Source organism: Desulfoplanes formicivorans (genome assembly GCF_001748225.1).
Lineage (GTDB): Bacteria > Desulfobacterota > Desulfovibrionia > Desulfovibrionales > Desulfomicrobiaceae > Desulfoplanes > Desulfoplanes formicivorans.
In genome coordinates this window covers 68,078-94,768 of the sequence record NZ_BDFE01000015.1, presented here as the reverse complement: position 1 = coordinate 94,768, position 26,691 = coordinate 68,078, and the positions used below count along the sequence as shown (strand labels likewise).

Genomic DNA, 26,691 nt, shown 5'->3' with positions numbered 1-26,691 from the left:
AAGAAGAGGTAACATGAACGGTTGGGACTTGTTGCGCGGTATAGCTCCGGTCAGTCTGTGTGACTGGCCGGGGCATGTCTGTTCGGTGCTCTTTTTCGGGGGTTGCAATCTTCGCTGCCCCACCTGTCATAACCGGACCATTGCCTGGAATCCTCAGCGCGTGCCCAGGCTCTCCAGGGAAGAGACCATGAATGATCTGGCCAAGCGGCGATCCTGGCTGGACGGGGTGGTGGTGACCGGAGGCGAGGCCTGCATTGTTGCGGGTATTGAGCAGGTGTTTGCGGATCTGCGCACCATGGGGCTGCCCATCAAGCTGGATACCAATGGCATGCGTCCGGATCTCATACACGAGTTTCTGGAACAGGACCGGGTGGATTGTTGCGCTGTGGACGTCAAGGGGCCCTGGGACAAATATCCTCAATTGACCGGGGACAGGGTTGACCCCGGTCTGGCCCGCAAACATCTGGAAGCCATCTTTGCCCTGGCCATCCGGTATCCCGAGCGTTTTTATTTCCGGTGTACAAAGGTGCCCTGCCTCACCTGCGAGGATATTGCAACGACCCGTTCGTATCTGCCCGATGGTTTCGAGTTGATCCTGCAGGACTTCATTGAACCGTCCGGGAATGATTGTTCGGACGATGGCCCTTGCGTCGAATCCGGCGTTTTTTCCCAAAGCACGAGTTTACCTCTTTGCGACCATGCCTGAAAAAATCCAAAAACGAGACGGACGACTGGAAACCTGGTCCGTGGACCGCATTGCCAAGGCCATCTTCAAATCCCTGAACGCCAGCGGTATCAGGGATCCCCTGCTGGCCAGACGGCTGGCCCAGAATGTGGAAGAACATCTTGCTGATGTGGCCGTTCCCGAGCAGGAAGATGTCCAGGACATGGTTGAACAGGTGCTCATGGAAGCCCGGCTCTACTCCGTGGCCAAGAAGTACATTTTGTACCGGGAGAAAAGGCGGGGCATCAGGAGCCAGGACATGGCCTTTCTTGATGTCAGGGACGCCATTGATACCTATGTGCACAAGGGAGATGCCCAGGGACGCAGCACGGTCAGGCCCCATTCCTTCAGGGGGCTTTCCCGACATCTTGCAGGGGCTGTGCAGCAGCGCTACGCCCTGGAGCAATATCCCGAAGAAATACGCATGGCTCATGAAAACGGGTACCTGCATATTCATGAACTGGCCTTTGGCATGGCCGGGCACAGTGCTGGATGGGATTTGCAGGCCTTGCTCGGCAAGGGATTTGGATTCAGGGGAGTACCAGCCTTTGGTCCGGCAGAACACCTGGATGCGGCCCTTGGTCAGGTGATCTCTTTTCTGGGCGCCATGGGGGGGGAATGGGCCGCAACCCAGTTCTTCGGTCATTTCGACACCATGCTGGCCCCGTTTGTCCGGGCGGAAAACCTGGATTATGACCGGGTCCATCATCTTGTGCGTCAGTTCGTTCTGGCCCTCAACTCCTTTTCCCAAGGGCGCCAGCGACTGCCGATGTGTTCCCTGGGACTGGACGGCGATGTGCCTCCCTGGCTGGCGCAAACCCCTGTTGGGGTGCCTGCGGGCTGTCAGAAGACAACCTATGGCGAATATCAGCGCGAGGTAGCCATGCTCAACAAGGCCCTGGGTGAGGTGCTGCTTGCAGGAGACCATCTGGGCCAACCTCTTGAATCTCCGGTCCTGTCCCATGATCTTGTTCCCGGATTTTCCTGGGAAAGCGAGTCGGGCTCAAGGATTGTGCGTCTGGCTGCCTTGGGACGCTGTGTCTGCCTGCGCGTGCGTGGTGGAGGTGATGCCGGAGAACAAAGGCACAGGGAGATGGCTGGGACGGGGTGTGATTGCTCTTGGGGTGTGGAGGGTGTGACAGGGGCCATCGGGGCCATTTCCCTGAATCTTCCCAAGCTTGCTTTTCTGGCCGGGCGGGAATCGGATTTTCTCGATCTCATCGGGGAGTATGCGGAGTATGCCAGGCAGGCTCTGGAATTCAAGCGAAAATTCATTGTGGACTACACCCATAGCGGGATGTTTCCCTATTCGCAGCACTATCTTGAAAACGGATTAACCAACCATTGCAGCCTGCTGACTGTTGTCGGTGGCCATGAAGCGTGTATGAACCTGCTTGGGGCGGGTATCGCAACCCCCGAGGGGATCGCTCTCATGGTCAAGGTCATTGACCGTTTGGCAGCCATTGCCTCGGATTGTACCCGGGAAACGGGTCACCCCTATGCCGTGACCACCATGACCAACAACAGGGCCTGTTACCGCCTAGCAGAGATTGATGAGTCGCTGTACACAGAGATCGTTTTTTCCAGCAATGGTCGTCCCCATTATACCAACGGCATGGGCCTGCCCCCTGGCCACGGTCTTTCCCTGGACGCCGAGATCGAGCACCAGGCCCAACTTGCATCTCGTTTTCCCGGGGGAGCGGTGCTGGATCTAGCCTTACCCCATCAAACCGCCGACACCCTTCTCCCCACAATCTTCCGGAAGCTTTCCAGGTATTCAGGCATATCCCTTGTGCGTATCCATTGATTGCTGTTCAGGGGCGGGGCATGAAAACGGGAAAAAGGCACTGGATACCGGGAAAGAAACCGTGTATGAACCCTTGTCATTCTTGGCGGTAGGATGTCGGGGATGACAAGACACATGATTTCAGGCTGGCGAGGCATGCATGCTGATCCGATGTTGGGGGGCCAGAGGGTCCATTCCGGTTTCCGGAAAACAGTACGAACGGTACGGGGGGGACTCTCCATGCATGGAGGTCAGAGATCGGTTCGGCGGCTGTCTGATCATTGATTGCGGGACCGGGATACGTCGGCTGGGCATGCGGCTCATGCAGGAAGGTATTGAGCAGATTGCCCTGATCATGACCCATTTCCACTGGGATCACGTGCTGGGCCTGCCTTTTTTCAGGCCGTTGTACCAATCTTCGACCCGGATAACCCTGTACGGATGGCCCAAGGTGCAGGGAAACGTGCAGGAAAAGTTATTTCATGTCATGGCCCCGCCCCATTTTCCCGTGCCGGCCCGTGATATCAGCGCCAGGATCACTACCGTGTCCTGTGAACACTCCTCCCTTGACCTGGGCGGGTTGCACATTGAGACCATTGCCTTGAATCATCCCAACCAGGGGCTTGGATTCCGGATTACGGAACAGGGCAGATCCTTTGTCTTTCTGACGGACAATGAGCTGGGCAAAAGCTATGAGAACGGTTCTTCCTATGCCCGTTTTGTGGATTTTTGTCAGGGCGCGGATCTGCTTGTGCATGACGGCGAGTATACGCGGGAGGAGTACGAGCTGACCCGTACCTGGGGACACTCCCGGTACGAGGATGCCGTGCGGCTGGCTGCTGATGCCCGGGTGGCCAGGCTGGGACTGTTTCATCACAACCAGGAACGAAGTGATACGGACATTGATCGTATCGTTCTGCACTGCCGGGAGATCCTGGCGGCCAGGGGGAGCACGGTGGACTGCTTTGCCGTTGCCCAGGACATGCAGTGGACCCTTGGATGAGGGGACTTTCCAAAGGCCGAAAACATCATGGGCCATGAACAAGCGTAAGGCTGATCTTTTAACGGGATCAGCCTTTTTACATGGTCGGCAGCATTGCAAGGGCTATGAGCGGGGACGGCGGGGTTTGTGGTCAATGACCCATTTGGCAATGAGGGAAAACACTGTTCCCCAGCCCAGAATCTGACTCAGGGAGATATCGTACCTGCCAAAGGGAATGGGGATCCAGGCGTCATGCTGAAACCATAGAACCGTCTGAAGGAGAATGATCAGTCCCCATCCAATGGCAAAGGACAGGGCCAGTTTTTTGAAAAGATCACTCAGGGGGGAACATTGTCTTTCCATGTCGGTTCGGTCCTGTTGCAAGGGGTTCACGTCCATTTGAGATGATATGTACGCTATACCGGTCCAACAAGGAATTCAAGTCGGGAAACCATAAAAGCGCCAACAACCTGTTGAGGACCGGTTGTTGGCGCTTTTCATGACCATGACCAGGGTGCCGTGATCCGATGGGGAGAAACTCTTCTTGTCAACGTGTCAGTCCGAAGTACGGACTCTTTCAGCTTTTTGATGTTCGTTTTCCCTGCAGGCCGGAAACACCTGCACCCTCGTCATAGTGCATACATAACCAGGCCTGTTGCATTGGCAAGGGGTCAGCGATAGATTCCCTTGGCGAATTGGGCGGCAACGGACTTGTCCCATGTGGCCAGTTGGGTGAAAAATGTATTCAGATCAACCTTGTTCTCCTGGCAGAACCGGGCCAGAGCCTGTCCATCGGGAAAGGTTTCGATGCAGGCGATTTCTCCCTGACAGTCGAGCAAAATGGTTCCGTCAGGGTTCTTGCTGACCCGAAAACGGGTGTTGGTGTCGGTGATGTCGAGACTTGCTACCATGGCTGCTCTCTCCTTTTTCCTTGGTTATGAGCTCCACAAGCTGCTGGCACGGATAAGGCTAGCTGACGTCCGCTGTAAAGATCAAGAAAAAAGGGGACTTCGCGGTAAAAAAGCTCCCAAGCCGGGCCTGTATTGGACTCCCCTGCTCATGATCGAAGAAAATGTTACCGGGTAATTGCCAAACCCGGGGGAACGATATATGGGAGGGTGAATTCAAATACATTATGGAGGTACAACTATGGCGATCGTTATTGATGTGGAAGAATGTCTGGGCTGTGAAACCTGTGTGGAATTGTGCCCCGAAGTTTTCAAAATGGATGATGCAGGAGAAAAGGCAACGGTCATTGATCCGGATTCCACGCTGGAATGTGTGGAAGAGGCCATAGACAGCTGTCCGGTGGAGGCCATTTCCAAGGAATAGGAGTAATGATCATTGTACCATTTGAAAGGGTCAAAAGCCTTCCGGGCTCTTGGCCCTTTCCTGGTTTTTGACCCGTGCAGGGGAAAACCCGGGAGGAGACATGCTGGATGCCAGCAAGGAACAGACAGAGATTAAGGATGTTTTCCCGGAAGAATGGGAAGGCTTTGTGGGCTCGCACAGGGAAGACGAATACGAAATAGTGGATGTCCGTCAACCCGATGAGTATGCATCAGGACATATTCCCGGGGCCAGACTGGTCCCGTTGGGAGAACTGGAGCAGCACCTGGATGTATTTGAGCTCGACCGGGATATCATATTCTATTGCCGGAGTGGAGCGCGTTCCATGGCCGCGGCCAGGCTGCTTCGGGACACGGGAGTCGGGTTTCGGGGGATCTATAACCTGGTCGGAGGGTTTGGCGGGTATGAGGGCGTCGAGCTGGTCGGTCTGCCCCGGTTGGATGTCTTTGACGTGCATGAACCCATGGACCGGATGATCATGCGGGCCATGAACATGGAAAAGGGGGCTTTCCGGTTTTATTCCCTTTTTCAGGAGCGTTTTCCGCAGGTTCAATTTGTCGAGCGTCTGGCTCGGCTTATTGATCTGGAAAAGAAACATGCCCGGGCCCTGCATGTTTACTGGAAGCGTCATGTCAGCCCGAAACCCTCCGAGACCTTTGAAGATCTGTTTATGTCCCTCAAGGGGGATATCCTCGAAGGGGGCGAACCTTTTGACGCCTGGGCCACGCGTCTTGAACAGGCGGGGGAACTGACGTGCATTGATCTTGCCGAGGCCGCCCTGGTCATTGAGAACCAGGCCTATGATCTGTACAGGCATCTGACCGGTACGGTGGATGATCCCCGGGAACAGGCCTTTTTCCGGCTGCTTGCAGAACAGGAAAAGGGGCACGTACGTGTGGTTTCCAGGTTTTTCGAGGATTGCTTTGCAGCCGTCCAGGAATGATCGGGACAACCGTTAGAAAAGACTCCAGACCATTCTTGTGGCCAGTACAAACAGAAGAAGGGCAAAGAATTTCTTGAGCTTGGGCACGGGCAGGCTGTGGGCAGTTCTGGCGCCAAGGGGAGCCAAGGATACGCTGGCAAGCACAATGGTGACAAGGGCGGTCACATGGATGAACCCGAAGCAGGATGCCGGCAGCCCTTGGGCCATGAGACCGTTGATGAGATAGCCGGTTGCCCCGGCCAGGGCAATGGGAAAGCCAATGGCCGCTGATGTGCCAATGGCCTTGTGCATGGGCGTGTTGCACCAGGTGAGAAAGGGCACGGAAAGGGTTCCTCCCCCGATGCCTACCAGACTGGAAAAAATGCCGATGATCCCGCCGGACAGGGTCATGCCCGGGGTGCGTGGAAGGTCGCGGTTGGCCTTGGGGCGGATGCCCAGAAGCATCTGGGTGCCAACATAATAGAGGAAGCAGGCAAAAAAGATTTTCAAAAAGGAGGTGGAAAGCTGGGCCGCGATCCATGTTCCCAGCAGGGTACCCAGGATGATTCCCGGGGTGATGCGCCAGACCACGGGCCAGATGACGGCACCGCGTTTGTTGTGGGCGCGCAGGCTGGACAGGGAGGTGAACAGAATACTGGTCAGGGAGGTTCCCAAGGCCAGGTGGAGAATGTGTTCCTGGGGAAGTCCCTGGGCGGTGAACATGAAGGTGAGCATGGGTACGATGACCAGGCCGCCGCCGATACCGAGGAGTCCGGCCAGAAAACCGGCCAGGGCGCCGGTGAGCAGGTACAGAACAAGGGCTGTGATCATGGGTGGTCCTTGTGGTTGGGGTGTTGGGTCGTATGGTTTTCCGGGGTGCGGGCCTCGATCTGGGGCACCATCGGACGGCCGGCAAGCAGGTATCAGTCCGGGGTTGGATCGGGCTGTTCAATATCCCTGATATGTTCGTTCATGGCCCGGATCGCGCCTTGGGCGTCCCGGTTGCTCAAGGCCTCCACAATGGCCCGATGTCCCTTGATGGAGGCGTGTTGCCGGGCCGTTGTCATCAGAGGTGCGGAGCGGCTTTCCCGGAGAATGCTGCGCAGGGTGACCATGACCTGTTCCAGCACTTCATTGCCTGCCGCCTGGACCAGGAGCCTGTGAAAGCGGGCGTCCAGGGCCGTGAATGTTTTGATGTTCCCCACGGCCTGTTCCTGCCTGGTGATGATTTTGTGCAGGTTGTTGAGGTGGGTTGTGCTGATCCGTGTGGCCGCCAGTCCCGCGATCTGGGGTTCGAGCATGGTTCGTATCTCGAAGATTTCCCTGATGCGGGCTTTGCCACGCTCCAGTTCCCTGGCCAGGGCCCGGACCAGGGTTTTCTTGTTTTTGGCCGCCACATAGGTTCCGGCACCCATCCGGCTTTCAAGGATACCGGCCTCTTCCAGCTGCTTGATGGCCTCACGCACGGAATTGCGGGAAACCCCGAACTGCTGGGCCAGTTTTCGCTCGGCAGGCAGCCGGGAACCCGGTCCGAATTCGTCTTCCTGGATCAGGGTCCTGATCCGATGGACAATTTCGATATACAGTTTTTTGGGAGGCCGGGCTGATGTTTCCGGATGTGTCATGGTCTCTTTTTGTTTCATTTGGTTGGGCCAATATGGAGTTGTGGGGTAGATGTCAATCCCTTTTTCCTGTCCGTCAGTGGTTGACGCCCGTCGGGTTTTGGTTTCGTCTGTGCAGATGAACCCTTTGACGGTGGAAGGTGAATGTGAAGGAACAATGTGCACGTGTGGCCAGGGAAATGGGCTTGGGAACGGGCCAGGTGGAAAAGGTTGCCGGGCTGTTGGGCGAAGGGGCAACCGTTCCGTTCATTGCCCGGTATCGCAAGGAAATGACCGGCGACCTGGATGAGGTGGCCATTGCCGGGATCAGGGATGGGCTGGCCAGACTAGCGCAACTTGATCAGCGGCGGGAGGCCATTCTTGCTTCCCTGGGGGAGCGGGATCTGTTGACCGCTGCTTTGCGCGATCGCATTGCTGCGGCCGAAAGTCTGCCCGTGCTCGAGGATATCTATCTGCCGTACCGACCCAAGCGGCGGACCAAGGCGGCCATGGCCAGGGAAAAGGGACTGGCTCCCCTGGCCAAGGTGTTGTTGCGGCAGCAACCCGGGGATGTTGATGCTCTGGCCGGCAGGTATGTGGATCCGGACAAGGGGGTTATGGATGGCTCCCTGGCCCTTGAGGGCGCCCGGCATATCCTGGCTGAAATGTTGAGTGAAGACGGATCATTGCGCAAGAAACTGCGTCGATTGTTTGCCACCCAGGCCCGTATTGTGACCAGGGTGAAACCGGGAAAACAGGAAGAGGGGATCAAGTTCAAGGATTATTTTGCCTGGTCGGAAAAGGCGTCTCAGGCTCCGAGCCATCGGATTCTGGCCGTGTTGCGGGGGGAGCGCGAGGGGGTTCTGGGGCTCAGGATCCTGCCCGATGAAACCCAAGCCATGGCGCTCGTCCTGTCTCATGCGGTACAAAACAATACACCGTCGGCCAGGCAGGTGGAGCTGGCAGCCCGGGATGCCTACAAGCGGCTCCTTGCTCCGTCCATGGAAACGGAACTTCGCGGAGAGCTCAAGAAACGGGCAGACCAGGAAGCCATCCGGGTGTTTGCGGAAAATCTTCGCCAATTGCTCATGGCGCCGCCTCTGGGACCCAAGCGGATCATGGGACTTGATCCCGGGTTCAGGACCGGCGTCAAGCTGGTTTGTCTGGACGAGCAGGGCGGGCTGGTCCATGCTGAAACCATCTTCCCCTTTCCTGGTGACAAGAAACGGGTTCAGGCTGCCCGGCAGGTGACCGCGTTATGCACCCGATATCATATCCAGGCCGTTGCCATTGGCAATGGTACGGCCGGGCGGGAAACCGAATCCTTTGTCCGTTCTCTGGATTTGGGACCTGAGGTGGATGTTGTCATGGTCAACGAGTCGGGGGCTTCGGTCTATTCGGCTTCCCGTGTTGCCAGGGAGGAGTTTCCCCACCATGATGTCACGGTGCGGGGCGCTGTGTCCATTGCCCGCCGGCTCATGGACCCCCTGGCCGAACTGGTCAAGATTGATCCCAAGGCCATCGGGGTGGGGCAGTATCAGCATGATGTGGATCAGAAAGAACTCAAGAAAAGCCTGGAAGATGTGGTGGTTTCCTGCGTCAACCAGGTCGGAGTTGATGTGAATTGGGCCAGCAAGGAATTGTTGACATTTGTGTCCGGGCTTGGACCGACATTGGCGGCCCATATTGTGGCGTACAGGAACGAACACGGCCCGTTCACCTCCCGCAAGCAGCTTCTCAAGGTCAAACGCCTCGGCCCCAAGGCCTTTGAACAGGCAGCCGGGTTTTTGCGTATCCGGGGAGGCAAACAGCCTCTGGACGGTTCGGCCGTGCATCCTGAACGTTATCCCCTTGTGGAAACCATGGCCAGGGATCTCGGATGTACGGTCAGCGAGCTCATGGCTTCCCCTGCCTTGCAGGAACACATCCGCATCAAGGACTATGTTACCCACAAGGTGGGCCTGCCCACGCTGCGCCATATCATGGCCGAGTTGAAAAAACCCGGCCGGGACCCCCGATCGGTGTTCAAGCCCTTTGTCTTTGCGGACAACGTGGCTGCCATCCAGGACCTCCAACCGGGCATGCGTCTGCCGGGCATTGTCACCAATGTGACCCGGTTCGGGGCCTTTGTGGATGTGGGGGTTCACCAGGACGGTCTGGTGCACATAAGCCAATTGGCCGACAGATACGTGAAGGATCCGGCCGACGTGGTCAAGGTGGGCCAGCAGGTGGAGGTTGCGGTTCTGGAGGTGAATGTTGCCAGAAAGCGGATTTCTCTGTCCATGAGAGCGGAAGGATAAAAGGATGGACCCGGAATGGTCGGTTTCCGCGGGTCCCCATGGATCATGCTTTTGGTCGGGTGGCCTGGGATCCGTCTCAGGCGCGCATGCCGATCATGCCAGGGTCCTCCATAAACAATCGTGGCCTAGCAGGATGGTGCCGGGAACGGTCTGCAACGCAGACCGAAAAGCAGGACTCATGCAGGCACAAGCCCTGCTTTTTGGTCACAAGGCAAGGGTGCTCTTTACACGGCATAGCCGGCCACAAGAAGCATGGATACGACACTTTGCCGGGTGATGGGATTGAGTCCGGGAACCACCATGACCTGCAGAACCTGGCCGCCCATGGCGTTATGATCCACCTGGATCATGCCCAGCAGTTTGTGACGGGTGTCCGTGACCTTGTACCCTATGGGGCTGGATTGGTTCTTGCCGGAACGGTCCGTGTACACGGGATCCAGCAGGAAACCCTTCTTGTGGATCATGGCCTGGCCGGTCAGGGCGAGGTTGCGCTGGATCAGGTTGTCCAGGCCGATGTATTTGAGGGCCTGCTTGGTTCCGTCAATGGACGGGACGTTGAAGTACATGGAGCCGATTTTTTTGTTTCCTTTTTTGACCGTGGCCACATAGGGATTCTTGATATCGATTTCAAGGCCGATGTTTTTGACAGCGGTCCTGTCACTGGTTGTTTCAATGGACCAGTGTTCAGCGGCGTCAACAGTCAGGGAAATCTTCTGCACCCCGGTATGCACCACCAAGCCGGCTTCGGCGCCCAGGGACCTGTAGGTTCCGGTGGCCAGGTTACCCAGTTTGTATTTCGAGGTAACGCCCACAGAGGTATATTCGAGCTGTGCAATGGTTGCCTGTTGCGGTGCTCCGTTCATGTTGAAGCCGCCACTTCCTGCACATCCACCAAGAATCATGGCCATGGCAATGACAAATATCTGTTTCATTGTCTCTCCTGTTTGGGTTGAAGAAAAAAACAGCAATAGGCCATCTAGATAACAAATGGGTTTGTCAAACAAAAAAATGGAATCCTTTTGTGTGCGAGGACATATCCGGAGAGTTCACATTGCCGGGGAAAAACGGCCATGCGGGCCTGTGTTCATAAAGCACAAAGGCTGTTTGACCCGGGGCAATGCCCGGGAATCGGGCAGCAAGGAAACCAACCAATTACAAGGGGATCAGCATGACACCACCATCCACCCATGAGGTCATTGTCTGTCGAGGGACCCGCCCTGCCGGATGTCCAAAAGGCCTGGAGCTTGCCCACGGGTTTGCCCGGGAGGTGAGCCGGGTCATTGAACATTCCGGATGGCCGGCCTTTTTGCAGGAAAACGTGCATGGCAGGATAGGTCATCACCACCAGTTTCGAGTCAGCATTGCTGCCTGTGCCAATGGCTGTTCCAGGCCGCATATCGTGGATGTGGGGTTTATTGCCGCCGAGTATCCCGTGGTGGATCAGGATCTTTGCATCGGGTGCGGCAAATGCATCCGGGCGTGTCCGGATGGGGCCATTACGGCCATGGAAGAGGGCGTGCAGATAGCGGGAGGATCATGCCTTGGGTGCGGTACGTGCGTGCGGGTGTGTGAACAGTCCGCTCTGGTCCCGGTGAGTACCGGATACCGGGTGGTGGTGGGAGGCAAACTGGGTCGTCATCCCCGGTTGGGCCGGGAACTTCCCGGGGTCTTTGCTCCAGAGGAGGCCCTGGATCTTTTGGCAAAGGTTTTGGAATTCGTGATGGAGCATTATACCCATGGACGGAATGTGGGGACCATCATGGAGACGGTGGGAGACCCCTGGTAGGCTGGCGGGTGGCCCCAATCAAAGGGCCGAAGGGCGTCCTGGGTTCAGAGGAGCATCCCCTTCATGGCTTCCGTCATGCATTGCATGTTGACCAGCCCCCTGGTGTCGCTCTCGGTCCAGGCAATACCCATGGGCATAAGAAGGCCGAACTCGGAGTGAATCACGCGCATTGTTTTCCTGGCAGGGATTGGCGGCGCATGGGATTGATATTTTTCCGGGATCTCTCTTCCGTAAGAGGGAAAACAGGCGCAGCAGCCGATTTTGCATTTTTTCCCCATATCGCTTATTTCCAGAAAAATTTTTCACGGATCAGAAGTTTGACTATGGTCTCCACACGAATACTGTCCACGGAGACATCCCCCCGACCAGCACATTCTTTCAACATTCGGGCAGGCGGAACCAACCCCTGTCCTGTTTTCAAGACGTTTTTGCGTCTCTTGTGATGTTTTTCAGGTAGCGGGGCCCTGTTTGGGCTTGGACGGGGGAATATGTGCACCGCATCGCGAGCAGCGTACTGTCCTGTTTTTGTTATCCAAGGAGACGATCTGGGCGTGCCTGCAGCGGGGGCAGACGCGTTTGAGCCCGCGAATGGCACCAATGATGGAGGAGATGAACAAGGGATTCACGAGACCTCTTGCGTCAAAGTGAGGGGCAAACAGTCTTCCGGGTGGAAGGTGATCTGAAAGTCTACACTATTTTTGGGCCTGGGGAAAGTATCCAGGAGAAAGACGTCATGTGTGTGCCCGGATGCACGCCCTTGTGCGAGGCGATTTTCCCGCTTGCGTGCCTGCCGGGGTTGTGGCCTTGAGAGGTGTTTCATGATAGGGAGTGCGTGTTGATGCCAAGGGTACAATGATGGGTGTATGTCACCTGATTGTAACCTGAAATGTGTATCCTCAATGTGTGAACAATGTTGTGCGTACCAACCTATGACGCGGAGGCAGTCACTGATGAAAAGAGGATTTGTACTGGGATGTATGGTTGTTGCTTTGCTTATGGCCGGTGTGACCAGCGGTCTGGCGGAAGAATTGAATCTTTTGACCTGGAAGGGGTATGCTCCCAAGGTGCTGGTGGATCAGTTTACCAAGGAAACGGGCATCAAGGTCAATGTGACCTATTCCAATAATGAAGAGATGATTGCCAAATTGCGGGCCACCCGCGGTGCCGGTTTCGACCTGGCCCAGCCCAGCCAGGACCGGATTTCGTCGGTTCAGGCCAAATACAAGATCTATCAGCCCATTGATATCACCAAGGTCAAGACCGAGCAGATCATTCCTTCCATGCTCAATGCGGTCAAAAAGAACACCATGGTCAAGGAACATTTTTATGCGGTTCCCTTTTGCTGGGGCACGTCCGGTCTTATTGTGAACAAGAAATTTGCTCCCCATGCCGATGATTACACTGCCCTTTTGGATCCCCAATATGCCGGCCGCATCAGCTACCGGTTGAAACGGCCCACCCTCATTGCCATAGCCTTTGCCATGGGCGATGATCCCTTTGCCAAGTATGCGGATGTCAAGGCGTACAAGGAACTCATGGACAAGGTTGCCGGTCAATTGACCGCGGGCAAGAAGCTGGTCAAGAATTACTGGGCCAATGGCGACGCCCTGCTCCAGTCCATGCGTTCCGGTGAAGTCCATGTGGCCATGGCCTGGGACAATGGTGGCTGGAAACTGCACGCGGAAAATCCGGACATTGATTTTGTGGCGCCCAAAAGCGGTGCTCTGGGCTGGATCGATACCTTTGCTTTGCCGGCCAAGGCCAAAAATGTGGATGCGGCCTACAAGTGGATCAATTTCATGCTCCGTCCGGAAAATGCTGCCCAATTCACCAATATCGGCAAATACGGCACGGCTTCCCAGGGTGCCATTGAGCTGACAAAGGCCGATGTGCGTGCCGATTTCCAGCGCGGGTTTTCCCAGGCGGACATCGACAATATCAAATGGTATCCCCCGGTTCCGGCCAAGCTGGAATCCATTGAGGGCAAGATCCTGGACAAGGTCAAGGCTGCCCAGTAACCTTTGCTTGCACCTGCGACCCCGGAGAATCATGACCTTCGGGGTCGCCTTTTTTCGTTTGTTTTCTCATGTCCCAAGGAAGAGGTATGTCTCGAAAGATTGATCTGCAGGTTCACGAACTGGTAAAACGTTTTGACGCCTTTACCGCCGTCGACAGGGTGTCCTTTGATGTGCATCAGGGAAAGTTCTTTTCCATTCTCGGTCCCTCGGGGTGCGGTAAGACAACGCTGTTGCGCATGATTTCAGGATTTATCGAGCCCACCGCCGGCACCATTGCCATCCGTGGCAGGGATATGCTCGGAATCCCCCCCAATAAACGGCCGGTCAATCTGATTTTTCAGCATCTGGCCCTGTTCCCCATGATGAATGTGGCTGAAAATATTGCTTTTGGCCTTCGGCGAAGGGGGGAACGCGGGGCAGTGATTACCCAGAAAGTGGAGTCCATTCTGGAACGGGTGGGGTTGCCCGGATATGGAGACAAACAGGTACATCAGCTTTCAGGCGGCCAGCGCCAACGGGTGGCCATTGCCCGTTCTCTGGTTCTGGAGCCCGCCGTGCTGCTTCTGGATGAACCCCTGGGTGCCCTGGATCTGAAACTCCGGGAGCAGATGAAGGTGGAACTCAAGACCCTGCAGGCCCAGGTGGGCACCACCTTTATCTATATCACCCACGATCAGTCCGAGGCCCTGATCATGTCCGATTTTGTGGCGGTCATGAACAAGGGCCGTTTTGAACAGATGGACAAACCCCAGAATCTGTACGCCAAACCCGCAACACCCTTTGTGGCCAGCTTTGTGGGAGACAACAATGCCTGGGACGGCATGGTGACGGGCCGGGAGAATGATCGGGTCACGGTGCAGACCCAAAACGGGAACACGTGCCACATTCGCACCGATCAGAAGTTCGCGCCCGGCGACAAGGTTCGGGTTTTTTTGCGGCCCGAGGCCATGCTTATCGAGCCCGACGCCTCCATCCCTTCGCTGAACCGGTTTCAGGTGGTTGTGCGCTCCATTTTGTTCAATGGCGCCAACAGCAGCATTCTGGTGCACCCCAGGGAGGGTACGGGCCAGGAAAAGGAACTGATCGTTGCCCTGCCCCAGAACCGGCAGTACGATCATGTCAAAAAGGGGGATGTGCTGGAGATCGGCTGGGATGAGAAATCAGGCATCTGTTTTGCCGGAGATGCGTCATGAAACGACATTTTTCCTGGATGACCTGCTTTTTCCTGGCTCCGGTCCTGATCTGGCTCATTTTTCTTATTGTTCTGCCCCATATTGATCTGTTGATCATGTCCTTTCGGGCGGAAGACGATTATGGGGACATGGTCTGGAGCCTGGTCAACTACAAGGAGTTTTTTACCGAACCCATTTACTGGCTGACCTTTGTGCGCACGGCCGTGTACTCCATCCTGGTCACCTGCATCACGTTCGTGATTGCCCTGCCCGTGGCCTTTTACATCACCAAGGTTGTTTCGCCCCGGGTCAAGGGATTTCTCATTGTTCTGCTGCTCATGCCCTTTTGGGTCAGTGAACTGGTGCGGGTGTACGGATGGATGATCCTGCTGCGTGAAAGCGGGGTGATCAATCATTTTCTCATGATGCTGGGCATCACGAGCACCCCGGTGGAAATGTTGTATAACGACGCCACCATGCTGCTGGGCCTGGTGTACACTTCCATGCTGTTCATGGTGGTGCCGCTCATTTCCGCTCTGGACAGTCTGGATGATGCCCTGATTGAAGCAGCCTATGATCTGGGCTCCGGGATGTGGACCATTGTGGGCAAGATTATCATTCCCCATGCCAAGCCCGGTATTGTTTCCGGATCCATTGTGGTGTTCATGCTCACCCTGGGCAATTATCTGACTCCCAATCTCATGGGCGGCAAGAGTTCCCTGTGGTTCACCGAGCAGATCTACAACCAGTTCATTGCCAGCTTCAACTGGAATCAGGGTTCGGCCTTTGGTTTTCTGCTGCTCATTCTTTCTTCGTTCATCATCTGGGTCGGTCTCAAGCTGACCCGTCAAAATCTCGGGAAGGTGGCATCATGATACGTACGCTTCCCAAATCCAGAACCTATACCCTTTCGTTCGGGGTGTTCATGGGGCTTTATTTCTTTTTTCTCTTTGCCCCCCTTGTCATTACCTGCATCCTGGCCTTCAATGATTCCCAGTTCCCCTCCCTGCCCTGGAAGGGCTTTACCGTGGAGTGGTTTACGGGAAATGTTGCCCAGCGTGTGGGGATTTTTCACGATCAGATCAATCTGGCCAGCATCTGGGTCAGTTTCAAGGTGGCCATCTGTGTTTCCGTGCTTTCGGTGATGGTGGGCACGGCAGCATCCTTTCTCTTTGAACAGGAGAATTTTCCCCTCAAGACCCCCCTTTATTTTCTCATGCTCATGCCTCTGGTCATTCCCGGCGTCATCCTGGGTATCTCCATCCTGCTTTTCAGCAATACCCTGGGGATGTTCTTTGAAGATACCTGGGGGATCGATGTGGGATTGTTCCGGCCGGGATTCTGGCTGGTGGTGCTGGGGCAGTTTTCCTTTATCACCACCTTTGTGACCCTTGTGGTTTCAGCCCGACTCAAGAAGTTCGACCGGACTCTGGAAGAGGCGGCCCTTAATCTCGGTGCCACCCGATGGCAGGTTATCTGGTACATCACCCTGAGATTTTTGCGTCCGGCCATTATCGGTTCCGGGGCCGTGGCCTTTCTCATGTCCTTTGAAAACTTCAACACCACTCTCTTTCTGGTGGGTTCCGAGGCCACCCTGCCCATCAATCTCTATCTCCAGGTCAGGGACGGCAGCACGCCGGTGATCAATGCCATCTCTTTTCTGCTCATTGTGGGGACCTCGTCGTTGGCCCTGTTTAATCTGTACATAAGCCGGAAGGAGAAGCTGGAATAGGCCGGACTGGCAACGGCTGGATTGTGTCTGGATGTGTACGGACAGGGGGCTGTTTGCTCCTGAATAACGAAAACCCCTCCGGGAAAGGAACCTGACCTGCTGTTCCTTTTCCGGAGGGGTTTTGTTGCTGGGTGATTGTTCTGGCGGACTATGTGTTCATGAAGGCTTTGCCCAGATCAAAGCCCTGTCCCAGATACGCTCCGATTCCATAATAGGCGCGGTTTCCGGGGGTAAACACAAAGGGGCTGATCTTGGACATGTCGGGCATGCCCTTGTCGTCCAGTACTGACGGATCGGCCTTGACGTCCATGATCTGTCCCACGAACTGGGTGTGTACGCCCAGGTCGTGCACCGCGACGACCTTGCATTCCACGATAAGGGGAAATTCCTCGATATACGGGGCATCAACCATTTCCCCCCTGACCGGGGTCATTCCTGTTGTTTGGAATTTGTCCACGTTTTTGCCCGAGACCATTCCGAAGTAATCCACCTCAGCCGCCTGATGGGCCGAAGCAATGTTCACGGTGAACGCCTTGCGTTCCATGATGGCGGCAAAGCTGTGACGGGGAGTCTGGATGGATACGGTCAGACAGGGCGGTTTGGAGCAGCATACCCCGCACCAGGCTGCGGTCATGACGTTGGGAGCTCCGGTCTGATCATAGCTGCCAATAACCCAGGCAGGGGTTGGTTGCGCCAGTATCTTGGGGCCAAGTGATTGTTTCATGTCTTTCTCCTTGATAATTGATGTAGCCTGTAAAATACTTCCTATGTACCACCTTTTCAAGAAAAAGAAAGGCTAGGGGAGCGGGTGCGTGCGCATCCCGGGTGCAGGCGGTTCTGGTCATGGAGATGATTATGTGAAGAAGGTTTGGCAGGTGGGGAACAAGGCAAGGCCAAACTGCCTTGTTTGAGTATGCAAGGCAATGGGGAATCGTGACGGACTTTTCTTGCCCTTGGCCGGGGATATGATTAAGGATCCGTGCGAAAGACACTGAATCGTTTACCCTTGGAGAACCCATGTTTTTTGATGCGTATACAGGGTCGGTGCTGGCCCTTGCCCATCGGGGCGCGCGGTCACTGGCTCCGGAAAATACCCTTTCTGCCGTCCAAAAAGCCCTGGATGCCGGGGCTTATGCCTGGGAAACCGATGTCCAGATGAGCCGTGACGGTCACCTGGTGCTCACGCATGACAACACCCTGAGCCGGGTAACCAATGTTGCCCGGCTTCCCGCATTTGCCGCGCGTAAACCCTGGCGCGTGGCTGATTTTACCCTGGAGGAACTCCGGGGACTGGATTTTGGTTCCTTTTTTGTGGACGATGATCCCTTTGAGCAAGTGGCGGCAGGCGCTTTTTCCGGCAATGAGATACTGGGATTTCGGAACATGATCCTGCCCACCCTTGAGGAGGGGCTTCGGTTCACCCGGGAGCACAATTTCAGGATCAACGTGGAGATCAAGGATCTTCACGGCACTCCCGGTCATGATGTGGTTGTGGAGAAGGTGGTGGAAATGGTCCGCCACCTGGATCTGGTGGATCAAATCCTGATCTCTTCCTTTAATTTCGATTATCTGCAAAGGGTTAGGCTGCTCATGCCGGAGATACCCACTGCCGCTTTGATGGAAGCGGCCAACCTGGGAGAGGGACGCATCCTGGAGACCCTTGTGGCCCTTGGCGTCCAGGCCTGGCATCCCGACAGGGAGATTCTGCAGGGCAATGACCTGCGGCAGGTTCTTGGCGAGGGGATGTATGTGAACGTGTGGACGGTGAACGACCCCCGGGAGATGCGTTCCCTGGTGGTTCAGGGCGTAACCGGTCTGATCACGGATTTTCCCCAGATCGTGCGGGCTGCTGCTGATTGAGGCGTCAGGGGTTTCCCTTCATGGGCAGGGCTTGGTCCTGTTCACCCGGGAGAGGGACTGACAAGAGCGTGAACGCATGCAGGATGAGGCATACACAAAGGGGAGGGCCTATAGGCCCTCCCCTTTGTGTATCAGTATTCAAGAGGTTGTTCAGGATTTGGTTTTGGATTTCATGTATACGGCGGCCAGAATGATCACCAGAAGGAAGAAAATGAACCAGAGGCCGCTGGCACCGCCTTTCTCGGCAGGCTGGGGAGTGGCCTGGGCTTCCACTTCCTGGGTGTATGCCTCTTCCATGTCCCCGGATGCCTGTTCCTCGTCGACCATGGCGGTCTCGTGGGTCAAGGCCTGGTGTTCCTCCTGTTCCCCGTGGGTAGCAGCCTCGTCATGGCCCGTTGCTTCGGCATCATGGTCCATATCAGCGGGACCGGCAGCTGCCATGATGGCCTCTTGCCCCGGATGGGGACCCAGCCACTCGACCTTGCCGGTGTCAATGTCGTAGACCGCGCCCTGGACTTGCAGGGTGCCTGCCTGGACCCGGGCACGTGTGGCCGGGCTGTGCATGAGCAGATCGGTAATGCCCTGCCAGACGTTGTTGATTACGGCTGCAGTGACCAGTTCATTCCCCGTGAGTTCGGGATGGTCATGTTTGGTTTTGGTGACCGCCGGAACGATATTGTCCACCAGCTGGGGGATGGAGCCGTGGAGGGGAGCGTCCTGGACAACGGCTGTTACGGCTCCGCAATGGGTGTGACCGAGTACGAGCATGAGGGGCGTTTCCAGATGATCGACGCCGTATTCCACGGAAGCGATTTCATCCACATCCAGAACATTGCCGGCCACCTTGATGACAAACAGGTCGCCCACGCCCTGATCAAAGAGAATTTCCACGGGCACCCGGGAATCGGAACAGGCAATGACCGTGGCAAAGGGGTGCTGTCCTTTGGTGGTGGTGAATAGGCGGCGCTGACGATCCTGATTGGGATGGATGGCATGGCCCGTGGCAAAGCGGTCATTGCCGGCTTTTAACTGAGTAAGGGCCTCCTCCGGGGTGAACATGCGCTGGGTCGGAATGGTTGTTGCCCCAAGGGGGCTGGTCAGCACCAGGAGGGCGGTCAGGGTTCCCAGCAAGGCAATCAGGCGTTTCATAATCATCTCTCCTTCGGTTACATGGATGGGGATCGTTTCTCATCGTGTTGGCAAAACAGTACGTACCCTTGAGCTTTATCCATTGAAAAAGATAGAGGCAAGGTTTTTGTTCCCGGTCTGCAAGAGAGGTTTCAGAATCTGGATGCTGGATGGTCTTGGCCGACTCGACCTCTGCATTGATGATTTTGAGGGTATATACCCAAAAATACCCGACAGATGTAGGGGGATGTCCTGATTTATGATCGCGACAGGTAAGACGTTGGGAGTATGAAAAGGACATGCGATCGTTGCGGCTGCTTCTCAATACGGTATACCCATAGACCATTGCAGGGTTATGCGTTATCAGTTGGACAAACGGAATGCTCTTGCCAAGGAGTTGGTCATGAAAACAAAGATTGTTGCCACGCTGGGTCCTGCTTCTTCGAACTACGAGACCATGAAGGCCATGGTCCAGGGCGGGGTCAGGATTTTCCGGCTCAATTTTTCCCATGCTGATGCAGCCTTTTTTGCCCCCACGGTAAAGATGATCCGGGAGATCGAAAACGAGCTGGACATCCCGCTTACCGCTTTGGGGGATCTATGCGGACCCAAGATCCGCATCGGCAAGGTCCAGGATTCGCCCCTTGAAATTGAAAAAGGATGGTATGTTTGTCTCGGGCTACCCGAGTACAGGGAGCAGGCCGGCAGATATCCGTTCCTGCCTCTGGATTTTCCCGAGCTTCTCAAGGGACTTGAAGTTGGTATGCCGGTTTCCTTGAGCGACGGGTTGCTCACCTTTACCATCACCCGGGTAATGAAAAAGGATGCCTGTTTTTTGCTCCAGGCCCACAACGGGGGGCTGCTCACCTCCAACAAAGGCATCTTTTTCCCCGGCAAAGAACACGCCATTTCTGCCATCACGGACAAGGATCGCAAGGACCTGGATGAGGGCCTGGAAATTGGTCTGGACGCATTGGCTGTTTCCTTTGTCCAGACCAAAGATGATATTGCTGATGCCAAGGCCCTCATTGCCCGCCACGGAACCTGGGTGCCGGTTGTTGCCAAACTGGAACGCAAAAATGCCATGGACAATCTTCAGTCCATCGTGGATCTGGCTGACGTGATCATGGTGGCCCGGGGTGATCTGGGACTTGAATGTCCCCTGGCGTCTTTGCCCGTTCTCCAAAACAAGATCATCCGCACCTGCCGCCACGCCCAGAAGGCCTCCATTGTGGCCACCCAGATGTTGTTGTCCATGGTCAGAAATCCCATTCCCACCCGGGCCGAGGCAGCGGACGTGGGCAACGCCATCATGGATGGTGCCGATTGCGTCATGCTTTCCGAGGAAACCGCCATCGGCACCTATCCCGTGGAAGCAGTGAACATGATCCGGGACATCGCTGCCCAGTGCGAACCCTATTATCTGGAAAGGATCAAGGGCCCCTATGCGCCCAAACAGGAAAAAAATCCGCCCAAGTATCTGGCCTATGCCGCCTGTCTTCTGGCGGACAACACCGAGGCAGCAGCCATTGTCAGCCATTCCACCACTGGCTCCACGGCCAGGTATCTTTCCAGTCGCAGGCCGGTCCAGGATATCGACACCCTTACTTCCAATCCGCGTGTGATGCGGGCCATGAACTTTTTCTGGGGGGTACGTCCCCATCTTGCAGACACCTCTCTCAAGGCACATGTTCAGCGGGCCGAACGTTTTATTCAGACGGCTTCTCACTTTGATTCCGGTGACAAGCTGGTCATCACTTCGGGCGAGGCCACGCCGGGTCAGAAGAAGGTCCAGACCAACGAGATCAAGGTGTATGTGAAATGACGAAGCAGAACTGGTGTGATTGACCCGCGATGGGATACAGGGCAGAAGACCGTTCCGGCCAGCAGGGCAGAAGGGGGACAAAAAACATGGAGCTCGGAATGGGTGGAGAATGCGGGGTGTTGCCCGGATTGACTGTCCGAGTTCCCTGGTGGAGTAGAGTATCGGTCCTTGGGGTGTTGGTTCTTGAACCAGCACCCCAAGGTGTCTTTGCTGTATTGTCAGCCTGTCACCCTGATGCGCGTTGGCTTGGTATCGGCGCATAGTCGTGACTTGCTGCAACCATGGTCGGAACAAGCAAGGTCTGGGAACGGGAATGACTGAAAGTCAAAAATTTCAAATTCTCTTTGTGGACGATGAAAAAAACGTCCTGGATGGGCTAAGGCGTCCTTTGCGGTCCATGCGCAAACAATGGGACATGCATTTTGCTACCAGTGGTCGACAGGGCCTGGCGATTCTGGCTCAACAGGAAATGGATCTGGTGGTGTCGGATATGTACATGCCCGAGATGGACGGTGCAGCGTTTCTGCGTCAGGTCATGGAGCACTATCCCAACACCATCAGGACGATTTTGTCCGGTCATTCCGATAAGTCGCTCATCCTCAAGACCCTTAAGCCGGCGCATAAATTTCTGCACAAGCCCTGCTCCCCTGAAACCCTTATTGCCTGGGTCAAGGACATCCTTTTTTTTCGCCAGATCCTTCCCAGCAGGGAATTGCGGGAACAGCTCAACGGCATCGGGGCGTTGCCCGGTCAGCCCCTGTTTTTTGCCCTTTTGTTCGAGGCCATTGCCCATGATGATCCCCAGGAAGTGGGGGAAATCCTGCCCTATGACGTGAATATGGCCGCCAATCTGCTGAAGGTGACCCTGAATACGTTTTTCACCAAGACTCAGGGGCTCCCCTCATTGAGCGATTCGGCTAAATTGATCGGCATGGATCTGTTGTATGAGATTGTCTCGTCCAAGGATATTTTTGCCGCGTACAATGAGATGCCGTATAGCGGATTTTCCATTGATAATCTTTGGCGTCATTGTCTGCGTACGGCCAGATATGCCGCTATTATCGCTGCTCTCGAGTCGGCAGATTCTTCTTTTGTCAACAAGTGCTATCTGGCCGGCTTGTTGCATGATATTGGGAAATATCTGCTCATCACGACCTATCCTGGAGATTATGCATCGGTCTTGAAGCATGCCCCCAGTCAGGAACAACCTCTTTGGGCTTTGGAGAGAGCGGCACTTGGGGCCTGCCACGGAATGGTCGGGGCCTATCTCATGGGGATCTGGGGACTGCCCAAGGAGATTGTTGAGGCGATTGCCTTTCACGAGCGGCCTTCAGCCATCAAGCGATGGGAGGTTTCTCCTTTATGTATAGTGCATGTGGCCAACGTCCTGGATCATTTGTTCTTACGCATGGGCAAGAATGATCCTTTGGGCCAACTTGATGTTACCTTTTTGCAACAGACTATTTCCAAAGAAAAACTGCAGCGCTGGCAAAAGGCCTGCAAAAAATTTTTTTCCCAGGCAGCAAGCGAGCTGACCCTGCTTCACTGGTAAAACGCATTTTCATGGCACGGAAAAATAACGAACACACCATAAGCGCGGATCAACTGCAAACAGGTATTTTTGTCTGTCTGGAGGAGCATTGGCTTAAGCATCCGTTTCTTTTGAATAATTTCAAAATCAAGACCGAGAAACAACTGGCCATTCTCAAACAGTTGGGTATTACTGAATTCAGGTATGACCCAGATCGAAGCGATCGGCCTCCCTTGCCGGTGCAGACCCGGCATCGTGAGGTGCACGCTGCCTCGACTCCTCGGGATGCAGAGATCGACAAGGAATTCCAGCTGAAGCAGGAACGCAAGAAGCGGTTGATGCAGATACGAAGCCGAATTGCCAAGACCGCCAAAAAATTTAGTCAAACAGCTGACAAAGTACCCAATCTCATGAGCAAACTGATGGCCGGAAAGGGTGAGGGGCTTGTCGAGGTTGATCTGATTGTCGGGGAGATGGTCGATACCTTTGCCTCCCTGTCCGACACCGTCATGCATCTCATGAGTGCCAATGATAAGGAACTGGAGCTGACCTATCATTTTTTGAACGTGTCTGTTCTTTCCCTCATGATCGGCAGTTCCCTGGATTTGTCCAAGGAGCAGCTCCATGCTTTGGGGGCAGGGGCGCTCATGCACGACTTGGGGAAGATGCGCATCGAGAAAAAGCATTGGCGCAAGCCCCGCGAAACCATGACCAAACACGAATGGGAGCTTTTACAACTCCATCCTCGCTACGGTTTGGAGATCGCTGGCCAAAACGGTGCCCGCAACAAGGACATTTTGGCCATTATCGGCCAGCATCATGAACGGATCGACGGATTGGGCTATCCTGAAGGTTGTGATGGTCGGAACCTGCATCTGCTTGCCAAAATGACGACCATTGCAAATATTTTCGACAATCTGTGCAACCATTATGATCCGGAAAAACGACTTTCTCCCCATGACGCTTTGCAGCTCATGTTTAAAAAATATGACATGATCATCGATATGGGGCTGTTTTCTCAGTTTGTCAGACGTCTTGGGGTCTTTCCTCCCGGAACCATTGTCCTTCTGACCAATGATGTTGTAGCCAAGGTTATGGCGGTGAACCCACAGAATCCCCTGACTCCCATGGTCCTGCCCTATGTGAACGGCGTTTCTCCTGAAGATGCCGTTGTCCTGGATCTGGCCAGTGAGGACTTGAAGATCAAACGCACTGTGGCTGTGGCAGATCTTTCCTCTTCCGAAGTCAGATATCTCAAGCCCAAAGCCAGAATTTCTTATTTCATGGAAGACATGGATACCGAAGGATGACCCCGGCGGCCGGGTGACACGTCCTGAATTCTCCTGCCTGCCTTTTGATCTCTGCTTTCGTTTTCCTCCTGTTTGTTCCCCGTCCACTTCGCAATGCATGCCTCCAGTTTGTCCATGGAAAAGGGCTTGCTCTGGTAGTCGTTCATGCCTGCATCAAGGCAGGCCTGCCGGTCCTTGGCCTGGGCCAGGGCGGTCATGGCCACGATGGGAACGCTGGCCAGAATCGGATCCTTGAAGGCTCGAATGCGTCGAGTGGCCTCAAAGCCATCCATGACCGGCATCTGGCAGTCCATGAGAATCAGGTCGAACCGTTCCCTGGACGCCAGGTACACCGCTTTTTCACCATTCACGGCCAGGGTTACGGAACATCCCATGAATTTCAGGACGTCCACCAGAACTTCCTGGTTGACCTCGTTGTCCTCGGCGATCAAGACCTTGATCTGTTGGTGATTTTGTGTGCAGGCCGACTGCGCCGCCTGAACGTTGCTCGGGGGTGTAGCCGGGCGGGCAAACGTAACCGGAAATGCTGCTGTGTCCCTGGCTCTGCCAAGAAGGATGGACACGGTGAAGGTGGAGCCTTTGCCGGGTTCGCTCGCAATGTCGATGTCTCCGTGCATCATGCTCACCAGTTGTTTGGTAACGGCCAGCCCCAGGCCTGTGCCCCCGAAATTTCGGGTTGTGGAATCATCGGCCTGGACAAAGCTGTTGAAAATATGACTTTGCACCTTTTGGGGGATGCCGATGCCCGTGTCCTTGACCTCGATTCCCAGGGTGATGCCGTGCGCCGAGGATTGTTGCATCGTCACTTTGACCATGACATACCCGGTCTTGGTGAATTTTATGCCGTTGCCTACCAGATTGATCATGATCTGGCGGATGCGATCGGTATCGCCTACAAGGGGTGTTGGAATGTCCGTGCATAGGATGGTCGACAGGGCAAGCCCTTTGTCTTTGGCCTGGACTTCCATCATGTCGTGGATTTCCGCGAAGAGATGGTAGGGATCAATCTTGTCGAGGACCAATTTCATCTTGTCGGCCTCAATCTTGGAGAAATCCAGCAGGTCATTGATCAAAGAGAGCAGATTTTCACCTGAAAGACGGATCAATTCGGTATATCTATACTGTTGGTTGGTGAGATTAGTTTTTTGCAGCACCTGGATCATGCCCAAAACGCCGTTCATGGGAGTCCGGATTTCATGGCTCATGTTGGCCAGAAATCGGGACTTGGATTCATTGGCCTCCATGGCCTGTTTTTTGGCCTCAGACTCCGCCTTGAGGGTCTTGTCCAAAAGGGTTTGGTTTTCTTCAATGGTCTCAAGCATGTCGTTGAATCCGTCTACAACCTTGCCCAATTCATCATTGCCTTGTTTGCGAACACGTATGGTGTAATTTTGGCTTTTACTGACATGGACCATGGCGCTGACAAGATCATTGATGGGATCCAGAATCATGCCTTGCATGTGAGCATTGAAAATCATGGCGATAATGAAAATGGATATGGCGATGCAGAAGCTCAAGATAAAAAACTGTCTGAAGTCATCATGCAGTTTGTGCATGCTCGCGATAATGTAGATACTTCCAATTTTTTTGCCTTGAAGACGAATATCTTGTAGCAGCTCAAGCTGAAGAGGTGAAAATAAAAAAAGGAGTGATTCTTTTTGTTCTCCATATGTTTGCAAATGGTGTATTTTTTCTTTCGGTGAGATATAGACGTTGTGTTTGGCATTTGTATATGAGGCAAAAACTTCATTTTCCTTGTTTGTTATACATGCAAAAATAATTGAATTATCAGAGCTCAGCCCTGAAATGATTTCAGTTGCGGTTATTTTGTCACTAAAGGCTATTGCAGCTGAGATGTTGCTGGATATGATATCGCTGACTATATGTGTTTTTTTTAGTAAATCATTTTTGAAGGATATGTATTTTTCAATGCAGAAAAAAATGGATAGGATGATAAGGATTCCAAGGCATATCAATCCAAAGGCTATATTGATTTTTTTTCGAATGGAAATGTTTTTGATAAACTTTACCATGATGTATTCTCTTTGTCGTTGTTGAATGGTATACTTACCCGGTAAAGTTTCGAGCTAATAAGAATGTTTGCTTTGATTAAAGCATTCATATTTAGATAGATATTTATTTTTTTTCCATTACGTATAAAAGCTATCATGCCTCCTTTTTCTAAAAAATCAATGCTTTCGCCAACCAGCAGGGTTTGATGGCCATGGATTTCCTGGAGAAGCTGTTTGGTCCGAAACGTCTTGTTGCTGGGCACGAAAATGATTTGATAGGCATGTAATGGGTGCATGGGCACGGAGTCGACATGGAGGTGGTGGTTTTGAACGGATTCACCCTGGACTGCTTTTTCCAGGCTGTGCTGCATGGTTTGGTCTCCCAGGTTGAGAATGCGGAATGGGGTGGATGGCGGGCCCAGGCGTTTCATGTCCCAGAAGACGAAATAGGTCAGATTGTAGATGAAAATCGATTTGATTTGATTTTCATCAAACCCGGATTGTTCTGCAGCCAATGGGCGGGTTAATAACAGGCAGATTCCAGCTATAAGGACAAACCATACGGGCGCCTTTGGCAACCAAAGGCGCCCGTATGTAAATGGTGGGGATTCTTTCAACTGGGTGGTGTTGGGTGGATTGGTCATGTCTGGAT

General features: G+C 54.4%; 25 protein-coding genes and 1 pseudogene. 15 read left to right on the top strand and 11 right to left on the bottom strand.

Annotated features, from left to right (window positions below):
• Window positions 1-13: 13 nt before the first annotated feature.
• The 3 genes from DPF_RS05355 to DPF_RS05345 all read left to right on the top strand — a co-directional run bounded on the left by DPF_RS05355 (window position 14) and on the right by DPF_RS05345 (window position 3,513).
• Window positions 14-706: an anaerobic ribonucleoside-triphosphate reductase activating protein gene (locus DPF_RS05355; RefSeq protein ID WP_069857842.1), complete on the top strand. Its 693-nt coding sequence runs from the start codon at window positions 14-16 to the stop codon at window positions 704-706.
• Window positions 699-2,531 (top strand): anaerobic ribonucleoside-triphosphate reductase, encoded by a 1,833-nt coding sequence (gene nrdD, locus DPF_RS05350; protein ID WP_069857841.1) that lies wholly within the window; start codon window positions 699-701, stop codon window positions 2,529-2,531. The genes DPF_RS05355 and nrdD overlap by 8 nt, the downstream gene beginning before the upstream one ends.
• Before the next feature lie 139 nt (window positions 2,532-2,670).
• Window positions 2,671-3,513 (top strand): MBL fold metallo-hydrolase, encoded by an 843-nt coding sequence (locus tag DPF_RS05345; RefSeq protein ID WP_069857840.1) that lies wholly within the window; start codon window positions 2,671-2,673, stop codon window positions 3,511-3,513.
• Between the two features lie 102 nt (window positions 3,514-3,615).
• Here the strand turns inward: DPF_RS05345 and DPF_RS05340 are convergent, their stop codons facing one another.
• Entirely contained in the window at window positions 3,616-3,855 is a 240-nt protein-coding gene (locus DPF_RS05340; protein WP_069857839.1) for a hypothetical protein, read from the bottom strand.
• 308 nt (window positions 3,856-4,163) lie between these two features.
• The gene (locus DPF_RS05335) at window positions 4,164-4,403 is read right to left on the bottom strand and encodes a hypothetical protein (protein ID WP_069857838.1); all 240 of its coding nucleotides are present in this window, start codon (window positions 4,401-4,403) and stop codon (window positions 4,164-4,166) included.
• A 238-nt stretch (window positions 4,404-4,641) separates the two neighbouring features.
• On the opposite strand from DPF_RS05335, the gene DPF_RS05330 reads away from it, so the two are divergent.
• Window positions 4,642-4,824, top strand: coding sequence for a ferredoxin (locus DPF_RS05330; protein WP_069857837.1), 183 nt, complete (start codon window positions 4,642-4,644; stop codon window positions 4,822-4,824).
• A gap of 100 nt (window positions 4,825-4,924) precedes the next feature.
• Window positions 4,925-5,785 (top strand): rhodanese-like domain-containing protein, encoded by an 861-nt coding sequence (locus DPF_RS05325; protein WP_069858747.1) that lies wholly within the window; start codon window positions 4,925-4,927, stop codon window positions 5,783-5,785.
• A gap of 12 nt (window positions 5,786-5,797) precedes the next feature.
• Here the strand turns inward: DPF_RS05325 and DPF_RS05320 are convergent, their stop codons facing one another.
• The gene (locus tag DPF_RS05320) at window positions 5,798-6,595 is read right to left on the bottom strand and encodes a sulfite exporter TauE/SafE family protein (protein WP_069857836.1); all 798 of its coding nucleotides are present in this window, start codon (window positions 6,593-6,595) and stop codon (window positions 5,798-5,800) included.
• Between the two features lie 92 nt (window positions 6,596-6,687).
• Window positions 6,688-7,389 carry a FadR/GntR family transcriptional regulator gene (locus DPF_RS05315; RefSeq protein ID WP_069857835.1) on the bottom strand — a complete coding sequence of 234 codons (702 nt, stop codon included), beginning with the start codon at window positions 7,387-7,389 and terminating at the stop codon, window positions 6,688-6,690.
• Window positions 7,390-7,532: 143 nt separating this feature from the next.
• Between DPF_RS05315 and DPF_RS05310 the strand changes: the two genes are divergently transcribed.
• On the top strand, window positions 7,533-9,665 hold the full coding sequence (locus DPF_RS05310) for a Tex family protein (protein ID WP_069857834.1): 2,133 nt from the start codon (window positions 7,533-7,535) through the stop codon (window positions 9,663-9,665).
• Window positions 9,666-9,889: 224 nt separating this feature from the next.
• Here DPF_RS05310 and DPF_RS05305 read toward each other — a convergent pair whose 3' ends face one another.
• Complete coding sequence (locus DPF_RS05305; protein ID WP_069857833.1) at window positions 9,890-10,597, bottom strand: hypothetical protein; 708 nt, start codon at window positions 10,595-10,597, stop codon at window positions 9,890-9,892.
• A gap of 236 nt (window positions 10,598-10,833) precedes the next feature.
• Between DPF_RS05305 and DPF_RS05295 the strand changes: the two genes are divergently transcribed.
• Window positions 10,834-11,451, top strand: a complete 618-nt coding sequence (locus DPF_RS05295) for a 4Fe-4S binding protein (RefSeq protein WP_069857831.1) — start codon at window positions 10,834-10,836, stop codon at window positions 11,449-11,451.
• 44 nt (window positions 11,452-11,495) lie between these two features.
• Here the strand turns inward: DPF_RS05295 and DPF_RS14365 are convergent, their stop codons facing one another.
• The gene (locus DPF_RS14365; protein ID WP_269433409.1) at window positions 11,496-11,621 is read right to left on the bottom strand and encodes a hypothetical protein; all 126 of its coding nucleotides are present in this window, start codon (window positions 11,619-11,621) and stop codon (window positions 11,496-11,498) included.
• A 780-nt stretch (window positions 11,622-12,401) separates the two neighbouring features.
• Here DPF_RS14365 and DPF_RS05285 point away from each other — a divergent pair.
• From DPF_RS05285 to DPF_RS05270, 4 genes are all read left to right on the top strand, one after another.
• The gene (locus tag DPF_RS05285; protein WP_069857829.1) at window positions 12,402-13,469 is read left to right on the top strand and encodes an extracellular solute-binding protein; all 1,068 of its coding nucleotides are present in this window, start codon (window positions 12,402-12,404) and stop codon (window positions 13,467-13,469) included.
• Window positions 13,470-13,555: 86 nt separating this feature from the next.
• Window positions 13,556-14,662, top strand: coding sequence for an ABC transporter ATP-binding protein (locus DPF_RS05280; RefSeq protein ID WP_069857828.1), 1,107 nt, complete (start codon window positions 13,556-13,558; stop codon window positions 14,660-14,662).
• Entirely contained in the window at window positions 14,659-15,516 is an 858-nt protein-coding gene (locus DPF_RS05275) for an ABC transporter permease (protein WP_069857827.1), read from the top strand. The genes DPF_RS05280 and DPF_RS05275 overlap by 4 nt, the downstream gene beginning before the upstream one ends.
• Window positions 15,513-16,373 carry an ABC transporter permease gene (locus tag DPF_RS05270; RefSeq protein ID WP_069857826.1) on the top strand — a complete coding sequence of 287 codons (861 nt, stop codon included), beginning with the start codon at window positions 15,513-15,515 and terminating at the stop codon, window positions 16,371-16,373. The genes DPF_RS05275 and DPF_RS05270 overlap by 4 nt, the downstream gene beginning before the upstream one ends.
• Window positions 16,374-16,521: 148 nt before the next feature.
• On the opposite strand, the gene DPF_RS05265 is transcribed toward DPF_RS05270, so the two are convergent.
• Window positions 16,522-17,097: a flavin reductase family protein gene (locus tag DPF_RS05265; protein WP_069857825.1), complete on the bottom strand. Its 576-nt coding sequence runs from the start codon at window positions 17,095-17,097 to the stop codon at window positions 16,522-16,524.
• Window positions 17,098-17,390: 293 nt separating this feature from the next.
• Between DPF_RS05265 and DPF_RS05260 the strand changes: the two genes are divergently transcribed.
• Window positions 17,391-18,233, top strand: a complete 843-nt coding sequence (locus tag DPF_RS05260; protein ID WP_069857824.1) for a glycerophosphodiester phosphodiesterase — start codon at window positions 17,391-17,393, stop codon at window positions 18,231-18,233.
• A 150-nt stretch (window positions 18,234-18,383) separates the two neighbouring features.
• On the opposite strand, the gene DPF_RS05255 is transcribed toward DPF_RS05260, so the two are convergent.
• The gene (locus tag DPF_RS05255; protein ID WP_069857823.1) at window positions 18,384-19,382 is read right to left on the bottom strand and encodes a carbonic anhydrase; all 999 of its coding nucleotides are present in this window, start codon (window positions 19,380-19,382) and stop codon (window positions 18,384-18,386) included.
• 382 nt (window positions 19,383-19,764) lie between these two features.
• Between DPF_RS05255 and pyk the strand changes: the two genes are divergently transcribed.
• The 3 genes from pyk to DPF_RS05240 all read left to right on the top strand — a co-directional run bounded on the left by pyk (window position 19,765) and on the right by DPF_RS05240 (window position 24,027).
• Window positions 19,765-21,186: a pyruvate kinase gene (pyk, locus tag DPF_RS05250; protein WP_069857822.1), complete on the top strand. Its 1,422-nt coding sequence runs from the start codon at window positions 19,765-19,767 to the stop codon at window positions 21,184-21,186.
• Window positions 21,187-21,499: 313 nt separating this feature from the next.
• The gene (locus DPF_RS05245; RefSeq protein ID WP_069857821.1) at window positions 21,500-22,738 is read left to right on the top strand and encodes an HDOD domain-containing protein; all 1,239 of its coding nucleotides are present in this window, start codon (window positions 21,500-21,502) and stop codon (window positions 22,736-22,738) included.
• An 11-nt stretch (window positions 22,739-22,749) separates the two neighbouring features.
• Window positions 22,750-24,027 (top strand): HD-GYP domain-containing protein, encoded by a 1,278-nt coding sequence (locus DPF_RS05240; RefSeq protein ID WP_069857820.1) that lies wholly within the window; start codon window positions 22,750-22,752, stop codon window positions 24,025-24,027.
• Here DPF_RS05240 and DPF_RS05235 read toward each other — a convergent pair.
• The 3 genes and pseudogenes from DPF_RS05235 to DPF_RS13710 all read right to left on the bottom strand — a co-directional run bounded on the left by DPF_RS05235 (window position 23,994) and on the right by DPF_RS13710 (window position 26,683).
• Window positions 23,994-25,583 (bottom strand): ATP-binding protein, encoded by a 1,590-nt coding sequence (locus tag DPF_RS05235; protein WP_231702137.1) that lies wholly within the window; start codon window positions 25,581-25,583, stop codon window positions 23,994-23,996. The genes DPF_RS05240 and DPF_RS05235 overlap by 34 nt on opposite strands.
• A gap of 21 nt (window positions 25,584-25,604) precedes the next feature.
• Window positions 25,605-26,060 (bottom strand): annotated as a pseudogene (locus DPF_RS14440) (CHASE sensor domain-containing protein); the annotation flags it as partial.
• Window positions 26,054-26,683: a YfiR family protein gene (locus tag DPF_RS13710; protein WP_083254487.1), complete on the bottom strand. Its 630-nt coding sequence runs from the start codon at window positions 26,681-26,683 to the stop codon at window positions 26,054-26,056. The gene DPF_RS13710 and the pseudogene DPF_RS14440, both read right to left, overlap by 7 nt.
• Window positions 26,684-26,691: the final 8 nt, after the last annotated feature.

What these genes read in the sequence shown, in the direction of transcription:
- DPF_RS05235 (WP_231702137.1), bottom strand. Translation starts at nt 25,583, where the DNA reads ATGCACAAACTGCATGATGACTTCAGACAGTTTTTTATCTTGAGCTTC.
- DPF_RS05320 (WP_069857836.1), bottom strand. Translation starts at nt 6,595, where the DNA reads ATGATCACAGCCCTTGTTCTGTACCTGCTCACCGGCGCCCTGGCCGGT.
- pyk (WP_069857822.1), top strand. Translation starts at nt 19,765, where the DNA reads ATGAAAACAAAGATTGTTGCCACGCTGGGTCCTGCTTCTTCGAACTAC.
- DPF_RS05280 (WP_069857828.1), top strand. Translation starts at nt 13,556, where the DNA reads ATGTCTCGAAAGATTGATCTGCAGGTTCACGAACTGGTAAAACGTTTT.
- DPF_RS05315 (WP_069857835.1), bottom strand. Translation starts at nt 7,389, where the DNA reads ATGACACATCCGGAAACATCAGCCCGGCCTCCCAAAAAACTGTATATC.
- nrdD (WP_069857841.1), top strand. Translation starts at nt 699, where the DNA reads ATGCCTGAAAAAATCCAAAAACGAGACGGACGACTGGAAACCTGGTCC.
- DPF_RS13710 (WP_083254487.1), bottom strand. Translation starts at nt 26,683, where the DNA reads ATGACCAATCCACCCAACACCACCCAGTTGAAAGAATCCCCACCATTT.
- DPF_RS05305 (WP_069857833.1), bottom strand. Translation starts at nt 10,597, where the DNA reads ATGAAACAGATATTTGTCATTGCCATGGCCATGATTCTTGGTGGATGT.
- DPF_RS05330 (WP_069857837.1), top strand. Translation starts at nt 4,642, where the DNA reads ATGGCGATCGTTATTGATGTGGAAGAATGTCTGGGCTGTGAAACCTGT.
- DPF_RS05270 (WP_069857826.1), top strand. Translation starts at nt 15,513, where the DNA reads ATGATACGTACGCTTCCCAAATCCAGAACCTATACCCTTTCGTTCGGG.
- DPF_RS05245 (WP_069857821.1), top strand. Translation starts at nt 21,500, where the DNA reads ATGACTGAAAGTCAAAAATTTCAAATTCTCTTTGTGGACGATGAAAAA.
- DPF_RS05355 (WP_069857842.1), top strand. Translation starts at nt 14, where the DNA reads ATGAACGGTTGGGACTTGTTGCGCGGTATAGCTCCGGTCAGTCTGTGT.
- DPF_RS05295 (WP_069857831.1), top strand. Translation starts at nt 10,834, where the DNA reads ATGACACCACCATCCACCCATGAGGTCATTGTCTGTCGAGGGACCCGC.
- DPF_RS05240 (WP_069857820.1), top strand. Translation starts at nt 22,750, where the DNA reads ATGGCACGGAAAAATAACGAACACACCATAAGCGCGGATCAACTGCAA.
- DPF_RS05275 (WP_069857827.1), top strand. Translation starts at nt 14,659, where the DNA reads ATGAAACGACATTTTTCCTGGATGACCTGCTTTTTCCTGGCTCCGGTC.
- DPF_RS05285 (WP_069857829.1), top strand. Translation starts at nt 12,402, where the DNA reads ATGAAAAGAGGATTTGTACTGGGATGTATGGTTGTTGCTTTGCTTATG.
- DPF_RS05260 (WP_069857824.1), top strand. Translation starts at nt 17,391, where the DNA reads ATGTTTTTTGATGCGTATACAGGGTCGGTGCTGGCCCTTGCCCATCGG.
- DPF_RS14365 (WP_269433409.1), bottom strand. Translation starts at nt 11,621, where the DNA reads ATGCGCGTGATTCACTCCGAGTTCGGCCTTCTTATGCCCATGGGTATT.
- DPF_RS05335 (WP_069857838.1), bottom strand. Translation starts at nt 4,403, where the DNA reads ATGGTAGCAAGTCTCGACATCACCGACACCAACACCCGTTTTCGGGTC.
- DPF_RS05255 (WP_069857823.1), bottom strand. Translation starts at nt 19,382, where the DNA reads ATGAAACGCCTGATTGCCTTGCTGGGAACCCTGACCGCCCTCCTGGTG.
- DPF_RS05345 (WP_069857840.1), top strand. Translation starts at nt 2,671, where the DNA reads ATGCTGATCCGATGTTGGGGGGCCAGAGGGTCCATTCCGGTTTCCGGA.
- DPF_RS05340 (WP_069857839.1), bottom strand. Translation starts at nt 3,855, where the DNA reads ATGGAAAGACAATGTTCCCCCCTGAGTGATCTTTTCAAAAAACTGGCC.
- DPF_RS05325 (WP_069858747.1), top strand. Translation starts at nt 4,925, where the DNA reads ATGCTGGATGCCAGCAAGGAACAGACAGAGATTAAGGATGTTTTCCCG.
- DPF_RS05265 (WP_069857825.1), bottom strand. Translation starts at nt 17,097, where the DNA reads ATGAAACAATCACTTGGCCCCAAGATACTGGCGCAACCAACCCCTGCC.